Source organism: Methylomonas montana (assembly GCF_030490285.1).
Taxonomy (GTDB): domain Bacteria; phylum Pseudomonadota; class Gammaproteobacteria; order Methylococcales; family Methylomonadaceae; genus Methylomonas; species Methylomonas montana.
On record NZ_CP129884.1, the window covers coordinates 1951487 to 1970226 of the forward strand.

The window sequence follows — 18740 nt, forward strand, 5'->3', positions numbered from 1 at the left end:
CAACCTCTCTTTTTGTCACACCCCGCCTCCTTGCGAGGACTTATTCAACGTTGCCGACACGCGATGCGCGACAACGCTCAAGATTCGGAGCATTAATCCATGGCCAAACGGCGAGAACAAAGGCGGCATGTCAGAAGCGAGCATCCCGGCGGCGAGGAAGCACCGATTCGTTTTGAATTGTTCAACACGGAACGGCTGGAACAGCACGCGGTCAGTCTGGCGCAAGCGCAAAAAATCACCACGCTGAAGAAAGGCCGCAAACTGATTCCACGGGTGCGAGAGAATGCCCAGGTATTGTTGGAAGCTTATAAATCCGTGGCCAAGGCGGTAAAAGAGCAACACGCCATCACTCCGGCTGCGGAATGGCTGCTGGATAATTTTCATGTCATCGAAGAGCAGGTTAGCGATATTCATGTCGATCTGCCGGAAAGCTATTCGCGGGAGTTGCCGAAACTCGCCGAAGGCGTGTTGGCTGGTTATCCGCGTGTCTATGGTATCGCCTGGGCCTTGGTGGCTCATACCGATAGCCGCTTCGCGCCGGACTTGCTGACCTTGTTCGTGAAAGCCTATCAAAACGTCGATCCGCTGACCCTGGGCGAACTGTGGGCTATCCCGATTACTTTGCGGGTGTTGCTGGTCGAAAATCTGCGCCGTTTGGCTGTTAGCATCATGCGCTCACAAAACGGCCGGCGCTTGGCAGATCAGTTTGTGGATCGCGTCGAACAAATCGTGGCGCGCAGTGATAGCCCGGAGCTGACCATTCCGGCCGGTGTGTTGCCGGCAGAGCCGTTGCGGCAAGCCTATGCCGTGCAAATTTTACAGCGTTCGCACGATCCGCATCCGGCGGTTGCGCTGTCCTTGGAATTCCTGAACGACTGGCTCGGCGAGCAAGGCCTCAGCCTGGACGACATAGTGCACCGGGAACATGCCGCGCAAATCGCCGACAATATGACGGTGCGCAATATCATCACCAGCATGCGCGCTATCTCTGCTTTCGATTGGCCGCAATTTGTCGAGGATGTCAGCCTGGTGGATGCCTGTCTGCGCGCGCATGACGGTTACTTGGCCATGGATTTTCTAACCCGCGACCGTTACCGGCATGCGATTGAAGAGCTGGCCAAACGCTCCCCGGTCTCGGAAGTCGAGATCGCTCGGCGGGCGATAGTCGAGGTACAGATCGCCATCGATCAAGATAGTGGCGATGAACGGCAAATGGAGCCAGGATACTACCTGATCGGCGCCGGCCGTTATGCCTTCGAAGCAAAAGTGGCTTATCGGCCGACCTTCAAACAACGGCTGTTGCGCACTTATGTCAGTCACGCCGGATTGGCTTATGTCGGCAGCGTGGGGCTCTTAACGTTGCTGTTGCTGACCTTGCCTTTGAGCATATCCAGTGTCGCCGGGCTGAACGGCTTTCAGTTGTGCCTGCTAGCTTTGGTTTTGGTGTTTCCGGCATCGGATATCGCCGTTGGCCTGATGAATCATTTCATCGTGGCCGGTTTGCCGCCCAATCATTTACCGCGCCTGGAACTGAAAGAAGGCGTGCCGGAAGCGTTGAGCACATTTGTGGTGGTGCCGACCATGTTCGTCAGCGAAGCCGGGGTACGCCAACAAATCGCACAAATGGAAATCCGCTATCTGGCTAATCCTGACGGCGCGGTGCGCTTTGCATTGTTGTCGGATTGGGCGGATGCCGAGCAGGAAACCCAAGCCAACGATGACGACCTATTGAGTGTTGCCGTAAGCGCGGTTAACGCGTTGAACGCCAAGTACGACCAGCAGCGTTTTTTTGTGTTTCATCGCAAACGCTTATGGAACGCCAGCGAAGGCAAATGGATGGGTTGGGAACGTAAGCGCGGCAAGTTGCAGGAATTCAATCGCCTGCTGCGCGGTGCTACCGATACTTCGTTTTTGCCGATTGCCGGTCAGCCGGCCGCCGCGCCAGCAGGCGTCTGTTATGTAATCACACTGGATGCCGATACTAAGCTGCCGATGGGTGTGGTGGCGCAACTGGTCGGAGTGGCAGCGCATCCACTCAATAAGCCGGTCTTCGATGCCGACAGCCAAACCATTGTGGATGGCTACGGCATCTTGCAGCCCAGAGTCACGCCGACGCTGCCGCAACGCCAGGAACGTTCGATGTTCCATCAAATTTTTGCGGGCGCCTCCGGCACCGATGCCTATTCCAGCTCGGTATCCGAGCTTTATCAGGATCTGTTCGGGTTGGGCACCTATAGCGGCAAGGGCTTGTATCATGTCGACAGTTTCGAGGCCGCGTTGGCTGGGCGGGTGCCCGACAATACCCAGCTCAGTCACGATTTATTCGAGAGCGTCTATGTACGTTGTGGTCTGGTCAGCGATATCGAGTTTTTCGAGGAGTTTCCGTCGCACACTGAAGTCGCCGCCTCGCGCGGACACCGTTGGGCGCGTGGCGATTGGCAGTTGATACCCTGGATTTTCGGCGCGCTCGGCAAAGGCATGCCGATGATAGGCCGCTGGAAGATGCTGGATAATCTGCGCCGCTCGCTGTCGGCGCCGGCGGCGTTTTCCGCATTGGTAGCAAGCTGGGCCATGCCGCATGCGCCGTTGATAACTCTGATAGGTTTCGTGTTGACGGCTTTGGCTTTTCCGGCCATTTTAGCCGTCACTGCTGGATTTACCGCGCCCCGGCGCGGCATTTCCTTTGCAACGCATGTGCGCGGTGTGCTGGAGAACGTGGCTTGGGCGCTATGTAATAGTCTGGTGGCGCTGACGCTGTTGGCGCAACAAGCCTGGTTGATGACTGACGCCATCGTCACCACCTTGGTGCGGCTGTTCATCACCCGCCGCAAACTGCTGAAGTGGGTAACGGCTTTGCAGGCCAAAGCCGGCGCAGGGCATGCCTTGAAGAATTTGATCCGCCCGCTCAGTCATTCGTCCTCGGTGGTATTTGGCGCTGGCGCGCTGGTAGTGCTGTTCAACCCGAACGCGATTGTGGCGGCCGCGCCGTTTTTAGTGTTGTGGTGGCTGGCGCCAGTGGTGGCGCGGGCCTTGAGTCTGCCGCCCAAAATCGATAGCGCCGAAGCCTTATTACCGGCCGATAGTGTGCAATTGCGTTTGTACGGCCGGCGCATCTGGCGGTTTTTTACCACTTTCGTGACCGCCGAAGAACACTATCTGCCGCCGGATAATTTTCAGGAAGATCCGCTGCCGGTGATCGCCCATCGCAGTTCGCCGACCAATTTCGGGCTTTATTTACTGTCGGTGGTTTCTGCGCGGGACTTTGGTTGGTTGGGTTTGACCGATACTGTCGAGCGCTTGGAAGCCACACTGGCAACCCTTGCCGCCTTACCTAGATTGCACGGCCATTTTTATAACTGGTACGACACCCGCGATTTGCAGATGCTGGAGCCGCGCTATGTGTCCACCGTCGATAGCGGTAATCTGGCCGGGCATCTGCTGACGCTGGCGCAAGCCTGTCGGGAAATGGCTAGCCGGCCGCTGGATTTAAACAACGCTCTGAGCGGACTCGCCGACACGCATCGCTTATTACTGAATGCCTTGGCCAATAGCAAAGACGACCGGCGCACCCTGACGGTAACCTTAAAAGAATTGCGGCAAAAAACCGACTTCTTAGGTGAACTGTTGGCCAGTCGTCCCGTCGACGCTGTTGCCTGGAGCTCGCTGTGGCGGCAATTGACGGTTTGCGCCAACGCCTTGCACGATCTGGCCAACGCGCATGCCGTCGAACGCGGCGATAGCCAGGACAACGAAGTGCTGGCTTGGGCCGGTCAGTTATGCGACGACATCCGTTCGCATGCCCGCGATGTGGCCAATTTGATTCCCTGGATTCATTTTCCCGACCGGTACGCATCAGTGTGCGCACATTGTGCCGAGTTAAGTCATCAATTTGGACTGGAAACACCTTTATGCGATTTGCCTGACAATTATGCGCTTTGGGCAACTCACGAAGAATGTTCGCAACCGGAACCGGCCAGGTCCGCTCAAAAAGCCCTGATTATTCTGTTACGTCGGGCTGGCGACCAAGTCGAAACCTTGCACAAACGCCTTGAATTGATAGCCGAGCAGTTTGAAGGTTTGTTCCGGGAGATGGACTTTCGGTTTTTATACGATGCCAATCGGCACATGTTCGCCATCGGTTATCGGGTCGCGGAAGGCGCCATTGATCCCAGTTATTACGACTTGCTGGCGTCCGAGGCCAGGCTGTCCAGTATTATCGCCATTGCCAAACGCGATGTGCCGAGCACCCACTGGTTCCATCTGGGCCGGCGGGTGACTCGCGTGGCGCATGGCACGGTATTGCTGTCCTGGTCGGGATCGATGTTCGAATATCTGATGCCGTCGCTGGTGACGTTTACGCCGCGCTACAGTCTGCTCGATCAGACTTGCCGTCTGGTGGTAAAGCGGCAGATCGAATACGGCAAGGAACGCGGTGTGCCCTGGGGCGTGTCCGAGTCGGCGTTCAACGGTCGGGATTTGTATTTGACCTATCAATATTCCGCCTTCGGCGTGCCCGGTCTGGGCATGAAACGCGGCTTGGGCGAAGAACTGGTAATTGCGCCTTACGCCACAGCCTTGGCGGCGATGTATCTACCGCATGCCGCGGTGGAAAACTTCGCACGCCTGGAACGGGAAGGGGCGCTGGGGCGTTATGGTTTCTACGAAGCTTTGGATTTCACACCGATCCGCTTGGCGGAAGGTCAGCGGGTGGCCATGGTGCGTTGCTATATGGCGCATCATCAAGGCATGTCGCTGGTGGCGTTTGCCAACGTGATACACGATGGATCGATGCGGCATCGCTTCCACCGCGCCGCGCTGATTCAGTCTGCGGATTTGTTATTGCAGGAACGCATCCCGCACGGCGCCGACACCAGCGTGCTGCCTTTGTTGCAAGAACTGTCCGATGTGAAGGAAACCGTGCAACCGCCGGTGCGCCGCGTACCGTCGCCGATGTCGGCGGTGCCTTCCACTCTGTTGTTGTCCAATGGCCGTTACGCGGTGATGATGACCGCCGCCGGTTCGGGCTATAGCCTGTGGCGGAATCTGGCGGTGACCCGTTGGCGGGAAGATGCCACCCGCGATGCCTGGGGCAGTTATTTATATCTGCGCGATGTCGATAGCGGCCAGGTCTGGTCGGCAGGTTACCAGCCGACTACGGCCATTCCGGAACACTACGAAGTGGTGTTTGTCGAGGATCGGGCCCGCATTACCCGCACCGACGGGGCGATAGTCACTACTTTAGAAATCGTGGTATCGCCGGAAGACGACGCCGAAATCAGGCGGCTGAGCTTGACCAATAACAGCATGCACGAGCGGGAAATCGAAGTGACGTCTTATGCCGAAATCGTGCTGGCGACCATGCAGGCCGATATTGCCCACCCGGCTTTTTCCAATCTATTCGTACAGACCGAATACTTGCCGCAGACCAGAACATTGCTCGCGCATCGCCGGCAACGCTCCGCAGACGACCCGCAACTGTGGGCCGCGCATGTGCTGGCCGACCGGCAGCAAGCCGGCGACGGTTTGCAATACGAAACCGAACGGGCCCGTTTCATCGGCCGAGGCCAAACCCTGCGCGCTCCCTTGGCGGTGATGGATGGCCGGCCCTTGAGTAACACCGTCGGCTCGGTGCTCGATCCGATATTTAGTTTGCGTACCCGAATTAAAGTGGCGGCCGGCGCCACCGAACATTTGACCTTCACCACGCTGGTTGCTGCGTCAAGGCAGGCCGCAGCGGATTTGGCCGATAAGTATCACAATCTAATGGCCTGGGAACGCGTGTCGGCCTTGGCCTGGACCCATGCCCATGTGCAACTGCATCATTTGCGCACCAAACCGGACGAGGCGCAGTTGTTTCAGATGCTGGCCAATCGCTTGATCTATGTCGATCCGTCGCTTAGGCCGGCCGGTAAAACGCTGCAGATGAATACCCTAAATGTCACTAATTTGTGGCGCTACGGTATATCCGGCGATAGACCCATCTTGTTACTGCGGGTCAGCGAGCTGGAAGATCGGGGCATCGTCGAGCAATTGCTGCGCGCCCACGAGTATTGGCGGATTAAAGGCCTGGCCGTAGACCTGCTGATTCTGAATGAAAAGGAAGTCTCTTATGTCGAGGACTTGCAGAATTTGCTGGAAAACCTGGTGCGGGAAAATCAGGCCCGTTCGGCTTCGTCGGAGCATGAACCGCAGGGCGCTATTTTTGTGCTGCAAACCGGTCTGTTGTCCATGGAAGAACGCCGCTTGCTGCAAACCTCGGCAAGAGCGATGCTGGTTGGCAATCGCGGCACCTTGGCCGAACAATTGTTGCGGCATCCGCGGCCAGCCACGGCGTTTATCGCCAAGCATATCTTACCGCCGGAAACCGACGCGCCGGCCTTGGCGCTGCCGGAACTGGAGTTCTTCAACGGCCTGGGCGGCTTTGCCGAGGATGGCCGCGAATATGTCATCGTGCTGGATAAGGGTCAGTGCACGCCCGCACCGTGGATCAATGTGATCGCCAATCCCGAATTCGGTTTCACGGTCTCCGAGTTGGGCAGCGGCTGCACCTGGTGCGGCAATAGCCGCGAGAACCAATTGACGCCTTGGTCGAACGATCCGGTCAGCGATGCGCCGGGCGAAGTGTTTTATTTGCAAGACGATGAAAGTAACGCGTTGTGGACGCCGACCGTGCTGCCGATCCGGGTCGATAATGCCAGCTATTTGATTCGGCACGGTCAGGGTTATAGCCGTTTCGAGCATGTCTCACATGGTATCCATAGCGAATTGTTGCAATTCGTTAGCAAAGACGATCCGGTCAAAATTTCCTCATTGACCTTGACCAATGTCTCGGGCCGCCGCCGTCGCTTGACCGTGACGGCCTATCTGGAATGGGTGCTTGGTGCCTCGCGTAGCGTTACCGCGCCGCATATCGTCACGGAATTAGACCAAGATACCGGCGCAATGTTGGCTTACAACCCTTGGGATAAAGAGTTCGGCGCACGCATCGCCTTTGCCGATCTAGCGGGTCGGCAGACCGCCTGGACCGCCAATCGCACCGAATTCATCGGCCGTAACGGCAGCCTGGATGCGCCGGCCGGCTTGTTGAACCGCAAACCACTGAAAAACCGGGTTGGTGCCGGCATGGACCCGTGTGCGGCTTTGCAAACCACCATAGACTTGGCGCCCGATGAACGGATCGAAATTGTATTTTTACTGGGGCAAGGTAAGGACAAACAACACGCTGCCGAGTTAATCCACCGGCATCGAATGGTTGACGTAGCCACTACGTTTGCCGAGGTAACGCAGTCTTGGCAGGCGATATTGGGCAAGGTGCAAGTCAAAACCCCGGACCGCGAGCTGGATCTGCTGTTGAACAGTTGGTTGTTGTATCAAACCTTGAGTTGCCGGATGTGGGCGAGGGCGGCGTTCTATCAGGTGGGCGGCGCATTTGGCTTTCGAGATCAGTTGCAGGACAGCATGGCCTTGGCGGTGACCAGGCCCGATTTGACTCGCGCGCATATCCTGCGTGCCGCCGCCCGTCAGTTCGAGCCGGGCGACGTGCAACATTGGTGGCATCCGCCTACCGGTCGTGGCGTGCGCACCCGTTTTTCCGATGATCGGGTTTGGCTGCCGTTTGTGGTTGCCCATTATCTCAAGGTCAGCGGCGATAACGCTGTACTGGAGGAGTCATTGCCGTTTCTGGAAGGCCCGGAGTTGGCGGCGGAACAGGACGATGCCTATTTTCATCCTACCGAAACCTTGCGCCTAGCCAGCCTGTTCGAGCATTGCGCGCGTACGCTGGATTTAAGCCTGGCCACCGGTGTGCACGGTTTGCCGTTGATCGGTAGCGGCGACTGGAACGACGGCATGAATCGGGTCGGCAATCGGGGGCAGGGCGAGAGCGTCTGGCTGGCCTGGTTCCTGATCGCGACGTTGTCGGAGTTTGCCGATGTCGCCGAAAGCCGTGGAGACAATGAGCGAGCCGAACGCTGGCGCCAGCATGCCGAACAACTGCGGGTCGCCGTCGAAGCGGAAGGCTGGGACGGCGCCTGGTATCGGCGCGCCTATTTCGACGACGGTTCGCCGCTGGGCTCGGCGACCAACGCCGAATGTCGGATCGACTCCATTGCGCAGAGTTGGGGGGTAATCTCAGGCGCTGCCGACCCGGAACGAGCACGACGGGCGATGGAGTCGGTACGCGAGTATTTGGTGCGCTACGGCGACGATCTGCTGTTGCTGTTCACGCCGCCGTTCGACAAGACCGAGCGCGATCCAGGCTATATCAAAAGTTATCCGCCCGGCATACGGGAGAACGGCGGCCAATACACCCATGCGGCGATCTGGTCGGTGATGGCTTACGCGATGCTGGGCGAAGGCGATCAGGTCGCCGAGCTGATGCGGATGCTGAATCCGATCAAGCGCACCGCCAGCCGCACCGGGATTTATGCCTATAAGGTCGAGCCTTATGTGTTGGCGGCGGACATCTATTCGGAAGCACCGCACGCTCGGCGCGGTGGCTGGACTTGGTATACCGGCGCGGCCGGTTGGTTTTACCGGGCCGGCGTGGAGTCCATGCTCGGTTTGCAAGTGCGTGGTGGCTACTTGCTGTTCGATCCTTGTATTCCGCGAGCCTGGCGCGGTTACGGCATGGTGTATCGGCATGGTGCCAGCGTTTATGAAATTACGTTTGAAAACCCGAATGGCGCGACGCGCGGAGTTACCAGTGTCGAACTGGACGGGGTAGTGCAGACAAATGGCAACGGCATAGGCTTGATTGACGACGGGCAAACTCACCAGGTGCTGGTGGTGTTGGGCGTTTAAGCACAAACTGCCGGCGTGTACTGTATCTGTTCGTTGCCGTACCGACTGTATTGGGATTTGCGAGTAGCATGGCGACTAAGCGTTGATACAGATTATTCCGCGCTTCGATCATGGCCAATTCGGTTACGGTCGACATTTCAGGAGATCAGTATGGATATACAAGCAATCAAAGGTCGTGTCGAATTCGACAAAGACAAACTGGTAGAGATTGCCGGCAATAGACGCAATGAAATGCTGACGGATGCGGAAGACGATGTGCAGATGCATGCCGGCCGGGATCGGGTCGGATTTGTGGCTGTCAGGCGCAATACCAAAAAAGGTGGTAAAGACGATCGCTATTGATTAACGGCGGTTGGTTTGTATACCGCGCGTAGCCAGCCGACAAGCCAATTCGAGGTAAAGTCCGCCGTCTGATTACAAAACCGCGCAACGCCAATTTGTGTACGCTAGCGTACCGACTTCGGTCGGTTTTGCTTGTATTCTTTTAAACAGGCGCTGGGAGACTGTTCCACGCTAGACCATGGCCGATGGGTGATGGTTAACGCATTCGGGGGAGAGCATTATGAACAAAGAACAAGTGAAGGGCCGTATCGAAGAAGTCAAAGGTAAAGTCAAAGAAGCCACCGGGGTATTACTCGACGACAAGGCGTTGGAGGTAGAAGGTAATCTTCAAAAGAATGTCGGCAAGGTTCAGGCCGGATTTGGCGATCTGAAGCAGGATCTAAAAGATAAGCTGTAAATCGAAATTAGGTTTGACGGGTTTATCCGGGGTTTGTGTTGCCGGCTATGGTCGGCGTTTAGCGGAGAAAGATCATGCTTGAAACTATCGCGATCCTGTTAGTCATTCTTTGGGTGTTGGGTCTGGTATCCTCATACACCCTTGGCGGCTTCATTCATCTTTTATTGGTTGTCGCTGTTATTGTGGTTGTGCTGCGTATTATTCAAGGCCGAAAAGTGCTGTGACAGGGAATTGTAGTGGGGGGCGACAGCCGATTAATTCGGCTGTTGGCTTGAGCTTATGGATTGAGTGACGCGTTTTATTAACCAAGCCACGGGTAAGGTCGTATACAAAGTGTGAGCCATCAACATCAGTTGGATGGCGTTGCTTGCCCCAGTGGCGACAGCCGGTTCAGCTGATTCGCGCTTGGGACATTTGCTGAGTTCGCCGGCAATAAAACCCATGCCGCCCGCCAGTATCAAACTGGCTGGAGCGGTCATCTGCCTGTGCATATTCCCGATCAATTCATTGCTGCGAATCTTTACCAACTGTTGACGATTCAACACCTGCCGTTCCGCGTCGCGAATTTGCGCGTGCAAGGAATTGGAGGTGTATTTGTGGCCAAGCCAAGCCGGTATCATCGCGGTTCCTGATTCGAACGCTGCTTGGGCCGAGGCTCAAGGCTACGCAGCGTGGCTGGAAATTGCAGGTAACGGCTGCGACGACGGATTAAGCCGCACAGCATTAGCGCCAACAGTAAATTAAAAGCCACCGCAATCAGTATCGCGCTGCTGGCCGGCAGACCGTTCTCCAGCTGCCATTGCACAGCGGCGGCCAGCAGGCCCAGCCAGGCGGCGCTGAGTAATAATGCCAGCATGGCGCCCGCGACGACCATCGTCACCAAACTTTGGCCCGCCCGGCGGATTTCCAAGCCGACGAGCCGGAAGCGCTCGTGACTCAAACCCTGCAGTTCATCCCATAGACTTTGGATATCTTCCAGCACACCGGCCTCGCTTTGAGGTTCGGTGGGTATGGAGGAAGGGCCAGAGTCATGTTTTTGCGCAATCACGTCCGGGTTCACGAGCTTGGCGGTTTAACGGCTGCTCAATAAGCGGCTGAGTAAAAAACCCGTGGCGACCGCTATGCCTAACGAGGTCACCGGGTTATCGCGGATATAGCCTTGGCAGTTTTTCACGAGCCGTTGCTCGGCGGTCTTTAGTTGCTCGCTTTTTTGATCCAGCGTTTCCGAGGCGTGATGAGAGGCACTGGCGATTTTGTCTACCGCTTCGTGCGCATAATTGGATGCTTTATCGATAGTTTCCATAATGGTTTCCTTGTTTATTTAAGACGCATGTCGTTTTTAACGGACTCTACGCCTTTGACGGTGCGGGCAATTGCCACGGCTTTATTGATATCAGCCTGAGTGCCGACGAAACCGCTCAATTGCACGACGCCTTTGAAGGTTTCGACATTGATTTGGCCGGATCGCAGGTTGGGTTCGTCGAATAACATCGCTTTTACTTTGGTAGTGATCACGCTGTCGTCGACGTATTCGCCGGTGCCTTCGTGTTTATTAGTCGATGCGCAACCCGTTGCGACCAGTAAGGTCAGGGCCATAACAGATGCGGAAAATAATTTAGTCAGATTTTTCATGGGTAACTCTCCGGAATTGGAAGATAAATACGCTGCTTTACGGCCCATGTTTAGTCAGCATCATCATGCGACTAACAGATTGCGACACGCTTGAGCGGGATTGGGGTTCTGAAACCTTGAAAGCACTCTAAGCGTAAATCCGGAATCAGTCGGTGCGCTAGCGTACATAAATTGCTAAGGTGGTGACGCCAGGATAAATAGGCGGGTGGTTGATTGGAATTTGCATAGAAATATCCAGATACCTGTGCTTATGTGCGTTATCGCACCGACAGCCCATCTCTGTTGCGAATAAGCTACTTAACAGCTTTTTTACAACAGGTCGTCGGGAAAGTTAAGCGAGTCGGGATGACTGGTTCGAACGGCGACATGTTTTATGAATCCCCATTTTTTAATTAAAGGAAAGATTATGCTTAATAAACACTTACTGCCTTTCGCCTCCCTCGTCGGTATGGCAATGGTGCCGCAGGTGCACGCTGCGGATCAATATCAAGATAATCGCTGGTATGTGGCACCGTTTGCGACTTTCATCAACAGCGGTGGGGATCGGCACGCCGCCGACGGTTGGGGCGGCGGTGTCGGGGTCGGCAAAATCATCGATCAACATTTCAATGTTGAATTAAAAGGTTTTTATCAAGGCTTTGGCGGCGATAATGGCCCCTGGGATCTGGCCGGCGGTAGCGCCGATGTGCAGTACTATTTGTTCCGCGATAAATTCTCGCCCTATGCGGTGGTAGGTTTGGGCGGCATGAACACCTGCGCATCCGCCAATTGCGGTATCGGCTTTATCGGCGAGGCCGGTGTTGGCGCCAGTTATGAAGTTAACGATCATTTATCGATACGCAGCGATGTGCGTTACCGGTACAACAATAATTTCAATGCCCAAGTACAACCTGGTACCGACGAATTTCACGACATGACCGTCAATCTTGGCGTGGTGATTCCGTTTGGCGACAAACCGAAATATGCTGCAAAATCCGAGACTCGTGTAGCGCCGGTTGCCGTGGCGGCCAAACCCGATTGCAGCACACTCGATGCGGATGCGGACGGTGTCAACGATTGTCTGGATAAATGCCCCGGCACCATTAAAGGCGCCACGGTTGATCTGAAAGGATGTGCGGTCCGATTGATACTAAAAGGTCAGCATTTTAAATACGATTCCGCTGAGTTGAGTTTGAATGCCAAGGAACTGCTGGATGGCGTCGCCAAGGACTTGATCGCTTTCCCGCAGAAAAATGAAATCGAAGTGCAAGGGCACGCCAGCAGCGAAGGCAGCGATTCCTATAATATGAAACTGTCGCAACGGCGGGCGCATTCGGTAGTTGAATATCTGAAGATGAAAGGTGTTGCCAACAAGCTGTCAGCAAAAGGTTACGGCGAAACTCAGCCTATCGCCGACAATGCTACCGAAGCGGGTAAATCCGAAAACCGTCGGGTCGAATTGATCTGGATCGAGGAGTGATTACCGCTTATTTCAAAATGGCTTAATCAATGTCTAACTACAGGACAGAAACCGCCGCGTAGTAAAAATGTAGTACTACAAAATAGAAATGACGTTGATGTCGCTATCAATGTAGTAGGGTTTGATATTGCGAGTTATACAAGTCATTGACTTTATTGATTTATAAAAAGTTATGTGTGTCTGGGGGCAAGTGGCCGTGGGTTCAAGCTCAGCGGTCCCGATCAATATTTTCAATAATTTGCGCCACTTTTAACTAGGCCTGTTTTTTTGAAGTGTAGTATTTTTGTCTCAAGAGGTTTTGAGTTCGCGGCATGAGCTTTAAGATGCTCGTTTGAAAGAAGAGCATAATTTAAAACCATGTCGTGACTTGCCCTCCCTCAAATTCTTGTAACACGGTTAAAGGGGGCTGCCTGAACAAGTGTTCGGTTTTGGTTGACCATTACACTGTTATGCGGCATCTGTTTCACGAGGCAAGAGATAAAAGTGTTGACACATCATCCTTCGCAGCCTCTGAAGAGAACCCTTTACCCCAGTCCGGTTTACAGGCTCTGTATCTAAGTTACCCATCAAACCAGCCAGCTGATTTGGCGCCTTATTTTCACCCTGTTTTGACCTGCTTTTAGCCTGAAATCGCCATTTTTGACGATTTCAGGCGCACTATGCCTGTCAGCAGGCAAAAGCAGGCTGAACGCCGCCGGTCCTTCGAAGTCCACCCAAATCAAATTGTTGACTGGAAAAGTTGAGCGAAGAGGCGGCCGAGGTGTTTGGCAAATCCGGAAACCGTCTCCGCCGGTCGATCTGCACGCTTGGTGAGGCGGCAAACAGCTTTTCCGATCATTGCGTCGTTGGCTCAGACGAAATATTCAGCGTATTGTCGAGCTGATGGAAAAATCGCTGATGTTGGTCACCGCGCTGAAGCCTGATATCGGCACGACCATGCTGCGCAGATTGCCAAAATGGCATTGAATCATGGCAGTACGCTACGCGAAGCTGCTGTTGCCAGCGGCTTAATCGATGAAGCAACGTTCGATGTCATCGTTAGACCGGAAAAGATGGTCTCACCCGGATGATACGGAAACGACTGACCGGGTCAGCGGCAGTCGCTGGAGCTTTTAGGCTGTTCAAGACTAGGTAAGAAATTAGATGGCGGCGACAGGCATTCGGGATAATACTGTCTATAAAAGATTCTTTTAAGAATCGCTGCCAATTAAGTGATATTTAAGCCAATTGGAGAACAATAACTTGCAACTGAAATGATCCAAAAAAGGAGGATTTATGTTCAGGCTTTTTACAATATTGGTATTCAGTATTTTCGTTTCGAGTGCTGCATTTGCGCACGATAATGAGTGGCGTAATAGGCATTATCATCGGCACAATATTGAACAATTTGGCTATCGCTACAACAACCCACACTATAGAGCTTATGCGCGTCCGCCAGCTGTGGGATATTACCGGGCACCAGCAGAGTATTATGGCCTGCCTCCGGTGCGTGGGTTTGTTTATCAACGACCAATCCCAATGCCGCGTTACGATCGAAATAACAGGCGAGACTGGTAGCCATGAGTGCGAAAATTCAATCGGCGGTTATTTTGATCGGATTGACACTACTGAGCGGTTGCGTGGCCTACGCACCATATGCTGAGCCATATTCGGCGACTTACTCCCCATACGGTTACGGCTATTCATCGCCAGTCGTGCCGATTCCGGCGCCGATGTTTTATGGTGGCTGGGGATATGGAGGATATAGGGGCTACGGTGGTCATAGAGGTTTTGGGCATCACGGCCACCATAGGCATCATTAATCATCCTTTTTGTCAGGCACTGACATTATATTGTTAAGGGTATTAAACACGTACTTATCCAAATCTAAGTCCGTTTAACAATCTATGAATCGGTCGTATTGGCAATGATTTTATGAATCCGCCTGGTGCTGATGGCGATGATGACCAAAATAAAGGGAATCGATACACCTTCAACCAATTCGGCATTGATATGCCAACCCAGGTTATGCAGCGCTTCGGCAATTTTACCGATCAGGCTCGCGGCATAGTAGGTAATGGCGACCATCGAGATGCCTTCAACCATTTGCTGCATACGCAGCTGCATCTTTGCCCGCAAGGCCATGGATGACAGCAAGCCCTGATTTTGCCGTTCGATAATAATGTCGACTTTGGTGCGTAATAACTGGCTGGCGTTACTGACTCTTTCCGAAACCAGCGTGAAGCGGTGCGATACGGAATTGCAGGTATGCATAGCCGGCTCCAGGCGTCGCTTCATGAACTCTCCCAAGGTTTGAATGCCTTGAATACGCACTTCACGCAAATCCACCAAGCGTTGCCCGACCAGTTGATAGTAAGCGCTGGCGGCGGCAAAACGGAATTGATGCGTTGAAATCTGGTTTTCGACTTCAGCTGCCAATGCCGTTAATTCATCCAATAATTGCGCATCGTCATTATCCGGCTGCGTCATCGAATTGGTGATGGTATATAACTGTCTATCGGCTTTCTTCAGTGCCGGATAGAGTTTGCGTGCAATCGGGAACGCCAGCAGTGCCATCACCCGATAGACTTCAATATCAAACAAGCGGTGCAACAAGCGTCCGGCCTGAGCGGTTCTTAAGTTTTGATTGATCACCAGAAAACGGCTGAATCCATCCACATGAATCCGAAAATCGGTGAAAACGGCGGCGGCACCGCCTGTCACTTTAGAGCCGACAATCGGATTGCCGGCAAAGTAAGCGGATAAAGGCGATAAATCCATTTCATCTTGGTAATTAATGTCATCAGCAGACACCACACTGGCATGTGCCGCAACGATCACTTGTCCGTTAATCTGCGACAGCCAATCGACGGGAACTTTTTTTAAAGCGGGATCTGCAAACGGTTCTTGCATCGAATCGTAGGCATAAAAACTATAGGTACTGAATTCTCCGTGTTGCTCCCAACTCATCTGAAATGAATCGAAGCTAGCGCTAAAGTGATCCGCGTCGTTGTCGGGCGGAGTGGCGCCGAATCTTTCGCATAGGGTTTTCAGATGTCTGCGTTCCTGGGCCTTTTCATCGCTTGACAGCGATAATGCCAGATAACTGGCTCTAACCGGCAAACTCAGAATAGACGATGCCCTGGCATGGACTTCGTTATGTAAGACAAACCGTTGCGGATGATTGGGGGGAATTTGAAATAAGGTGGTCACGGTTATTCTGGTAAATGTAAAGACTATGCTTGAACGATAATATGGTTCAGCATTTTACTCGGAATTATGCAGCAACTGGACAAACCAGCGATAGGGCTTAATTAAAATCCTAACCCGATGATTGCTTGAAAGGGTAATAGCTGGATGGCCTGGGGTAGTTGGCTTGGTCGACAAACAATCGCAATCGGTCGCATGATTGAGCAGCAGTAAGGTGTGATTCCGACTCAAATCCGCCCACGCCCCATTTTCCTCATTTGAATCTTGAGGTAGCCGTTTAAAGTCTTGGACCTGGTTATTCCCCACTTCCCTGTTGGGGGACTAATCCTACCCACGACTTAAGGCCGCTCGAGCGAGCTTTGAAATGCTTTTGTCGATGCGTTGCTAAGCGCCAGCAGCATCCAATACATTTAAAACGTCCGGTCGTTGTTGCACGAATACTTCGGATCTTTTCAGAATTCGATGCCAATTCCGGCGAGTCATTTGTTCAATCCAGTTTAATACTTCATCAAACTCCTCCTCGCTCCACGATTCGACAATCGTTAAGGTGACGGGAGGTGCATATAGAAACTCAAGCGCACTTTTCATATTGGCGTAACGTAAATTCATAATATCTCTCCCATGGTGTTACCTGCACGTGAGAACCCTCAGGTGCGCCGAAATTTACAATCGCTTTTATGACTTTTGGTAAAAAATGAAGTTCCTATTACCTACTAAAATAGTCGACATTTTTCTGAATCAGTGTTTAATTTCGTAAATTAGTTATGGTATTTTTAAGCTGGTCTGGGAATTGGGGGAAAGATCATTGCGAAAGGATCATTTGTCATTGGACAAGGCTGTATGTAGAGCTAAGTGCGTAATTAAAGTAAAATCGTAAAAACTTACGCCCAATTACTTAAAATTCCTCTGAGGTTCACTATGCCCGATTACCGTTCCCGCACCACTACCCACGGCCGCAACATGGCCGGCGCAAGAGCACTGTGGCGTGCGACAGGCATGAAAGAAGAGGACTTCACCAAGCCTATCATTGCCATTGCCAACTCCTTTACCCAATTTGTTCCGGGTCATGTTCATTTAAAGGATATGGGGCAATTGGTGGCCGGCGAGATCGAAAAAGCCGGCGGTGTGGCTAAGGAATTCAATACGATCGCCGTGGATGACGGCATCGCGATGGGACATTCCGGCATGCTGTATTCACTGCCCAGTCGCGATCTGATCGCAGACAGCGTGGAATACATGGTCAATGCCCATTGTGCCGACGCTCTGGTGTGTATTTCCAATTGCGACAAGATTACACCTGGCATGTTGATGGCGGCTCTACGCCTGAATATTCCCGTGATCTTCGTGTCGGGCGGTCCGATGGAGGCCGGCAAGGTCAATTGGAACGGTCAAACTCGCGCATTGGATTTGGTCGATGCCATGGTGGAAGCTGCCGACGACAGAATCAGCGACGAACAAGTCTCGGCCGTGGAACGCTCGGCTTGTCCGACCTGCGGGTCTTGCTCCGGCATGTTCACGGCCAATTCGATGAACTGCTTGACCGAAGCACTGGGCTTATCGTTGCCGGGCAATGGCTCTCTGGTTGCCACGCATGCCGATAGAAAACAGCTGTTTTTGCGCGCTGGCCGCACCATTGTTGAATTGGCCAAGCGCTATTATGAACAGGACGATAGCTCGGTCCTACCCAGAGCCATTGCAACGTTTGAAGCATTCCAGAACGCCATGAGTCTGGATGTTGCGATGGGCGGATCCACCAACACTGTTCTGCACTTGCTGGCGGCAGCCCGGGAAGCGGGAGTGGATTTCACCATGGCCGACATCGACCAGATCTCACGCCGTGTACCCTGTCTGTCGAAAGTGGCGCCTGCAACGCAGAAATACCACATGGAGGACGTGCATCGGGCGGGCGGCGTAATGGCCATTCTGGGCGAACTGGATCGCAGCGGGTTGATTGCGCGTGAAGTGCCTACCGTACATACGCCGACGATGGGGGCGGCCCTGGATCAATGGGACATTCAGCGTACTAGCGATGAAAACGTTAAAGATTTTTATCGCGCAGCGCCAGGCGGCATTCCAACCACCATCGCCTTTTCACAATCAGTGCGCTACCCGACGCTGGACGATGACCGGGCCGAAGGCTGCATTCGCGACAAGGCGCACGCTTACTCGCAGGACGGCGGCTTGGCCGTGCTGCACGGCAATATCGCGCTGGATGGCTGCATCGTCAAGACCGCCGGAGTAGACGATAGCGCCCTCAGGTTCACCGGTCGTGCTCGTATTTTCGAGAGCCAGGACGCTGCCGTGGCCGGCATCCTGAATAACGGAATCGTCGCCGGCGACGTCGTGGTGATCCGTTACGAAGGTCCCAAGGGCGGTCCCGGCATGCAGGAAATGTTATATCCGACCAGTTATCTCAAGTCTAAAGGCTTAGGCAAAGTGTGCGCGTTGCTGACTGACGGGCGTTTCTCCGGAGGCACATCGGGGCTTTCGATTGGCCATGCTTCGCCGGAAGCCGCCGAAGGTGGTGCGATTGGATTGGTCGAAGAAGGCGATACCATCGAGATCGATATCCCCAACCGACGTATCCACTTGGCCGTAAGCGTTGAAGAACTCGAACAACGTCGGGCGGCAATGGAAGCCAAGGGCGCTCAGGCCTGGAAACCGGTTAATCGTCAAAGAACCGTATCGGCCGCGCTGAGGGCGTATGCCGCAATGACCACCTCTGCCGCCAAAGGAGCGGTGCGAGACGTTTCGCAAGTCGAGCGAAAGTAAAGTTGTTAATCTTGCCAGGATTCGTAGCGGTTCAGTGCGAATCCTGGCGGATTTACCGATTTTGCTTGTCGCAATTCCTTCAAGTTGTAGGGCCACATGAAGAATGGCTTGGTTTCCCTATTCCTACTATCGCCGTTCACTGCTAGC

The 18740-nt window shown here is 53.8% G+C and carries 14 protein-coding genes; 7 read left to right on the top strand and 7 right to left on the bottom strand.

All coding sequences use genetic code 11. The features are described from left to right. Positions 1-99: 99 nt before the first annotated feature. From QZJ86_RS09125 to QZJ86_RS09140, 4 genes are all read left to right on the top strand, one after another. Positions 100-8802 carry a GH36-type glycosyl hydrolase domain-containing protein gene (locus tag QZJ86_RS09125; RefSeq protein WP_301938342.1) on the top strand — a complete coding sequence of 2901 codons (8703 nt, stop codon included), beginning with the start codon at positions 100-102 and terminating at the stop codon, positions 8800-8802. A gap of 150 nt (positions 8803-8952) precedes the next feature. Continuing rightward, on the top strand, positions 8953-9144 hold the full coding sequence (locus tag QZJ86_RS09130) for a hypothetical protein (RefSeq protein WP_301938343.1): 192 nt from the start codon (positions 8953-8955) through the stop codon (positions 9142-9144). A 220-nt stretch (positions 9145-9364) separates the two neighbouring features. Continuing rightward, positions 9365-9541: a CsbD family protein gene (locus QZJ86_RS09135; RefSeq protein WP_301938344.1), complete on the top strand. Its 177-nt coding sequence runs from the start codon at positions 9365-9367 to the stop codon at positions 9539-9541. Between the two features lie 74 nt (positions 9542-9615). Beyond that, on the top strand, positions 9616-9765 hold the full coding sequence (locus QZJ86_RS09140) for a lmo0937 family membrane protein (protein WP_301938346.1): 150 nt from the start codon (positions 9616-9618) through the stop codon (positions 9763-9765). 30 nt (positions 9766-9795) lie between these two features. On the opposite strand, the gene QZJ86_RS09145 is transcribed toward QZJ86_RS09140, so the two are convergent. From QZJ86_RS09145 to QZJ86_RS09160, 4 genes are all read right to left on the bottom strand, one after another. Continuing rightward, positions 9796-10161 carry a hypothetical protein gene (locus QZJ86_RS09145; RefSeq protein WP_301938348.1) on the bottom strand — a complete coding sequence of 122 codons (366 nt, stop codon included), beginning with the start codon at positions 10159-10161 and terminating at the stop codon, positions 9796-9798. Continuing rightward, positions 10158-10523, bottom strand: a complete 366-nt coding sequence (locus QZJ86_RS09150) for a phage holin family protein (RefSeq protein ID WP_301938349.1) — start codon at positions 10521-10523, stop codon at positions 10158-10160. Before QZJ86_RS09150 ends, QZJ86_RS09145 begins: the two co-directional genes overlap by 4 nt. A 90-nt stretch (positions 10524-10613) precedes the next feature. Further along, positions 10614-10844 carry a DUF883 family protein gene (locus QZJ86_RS09155; protein ID WP_301938351.1) on the bottom strand — a complete coding sequence of 77 codons (231 nt, stop codon included), beginning with the start codon at positions 10842-10844 and terminating at the stop codon, positions 10614-10616. Between the two features lie 14 nt (positions 10845-10858). Further along, on the bottom strand, positions 10859-11173 hold the full coding sequence (locus QZJ86_RS09160) for a BON domain-containing protein (RefSeq protein WP_301938353.1): 315 nt from the start codon (positions 11171-11173) through the stop codon (positions 10859-10861). 406 nt (positions 11174-11579) lie between these two features. On the opposite strand from QZJ86_RS09160, the gene QZJ86_RS09165 reads away from it, so the two are divergent. Further along, the gene (locus QZJ86_RS09165) at positions 11580-12632 is read left to right on the top strand and encodes an OmpA family protein (protein WP_301938355.1); all 1053 of its coding nucleotides are present in this window, start codon (positions 11580-11582) and stop codon (positions 12630-12632) included. 956 nt (positions 12633-13588) lie between these two features. Continuing rightward, positions 13589-13702, top strand: coding sequence for a hypothetical protein (locus tag QZJ86_RS21605; RefSeq protein ID WP_407081644.1), 114 nt, complete (start codon positions 13589-13591; stop codon positions 13700-13702). Between the two features lie 233 nt (positions 13703-13935). On the opposite strand, the gene QZJ86_RS09170 is transcribed toward QZJ86_RS21605, so the two are convergent. From QZJ86_RS09170 to QZJ86_RS09180, 3 genes are all read right to left on the bottom strand, one after another. Then, positions 13936-14193 (bottom strand): hypothetical protein, encoded by a 258-nt coding sequence (locus QZJ86_RS09170; protein ID WP_301938356.1) that lies wholly within the window; start codon positions 14191-14193, stop codon positions 13936-13938. Positions 14194-14516: 323 nt separating this feature from the next. Then, a complete protein-coding gene (locus QZJ86_RS09175; protein WP_301938359.1) occupies positions 14517-15824 on the bottom strand; it encodes a DUF3422 family protein in 1308 nt (435 codons plus the stop codon). Between the two features lie 381 nt (positions 15825-16205). Next, entirely contained in the window at positions 16206-16430 is a 225-nt protein-coding gene (locus tag QZJ86_RS09180) for a hypothetical protein (RefSeq protein WP_301938360.1), read from the bottom strand. Positions 16431-16739: 309 nt separating this feature from the next. Between QZJ86_RS09180 and ilvD the strand changes: the two genes are divergently transcribed. Continuing rightward, on the top strand, positions 16740-18593 hold the full coding sequence (gene ilvD / locus QZJ86_RS09185; RefSeq protein WP_301938362.1) for a dihydroxy-acid dehydratase: 1854 nt from the start codon (positions 16740-16742) through the stop codon (positions 18591-18593). Positions 18594-18740 lie beyond the last annotated feature (147 nt).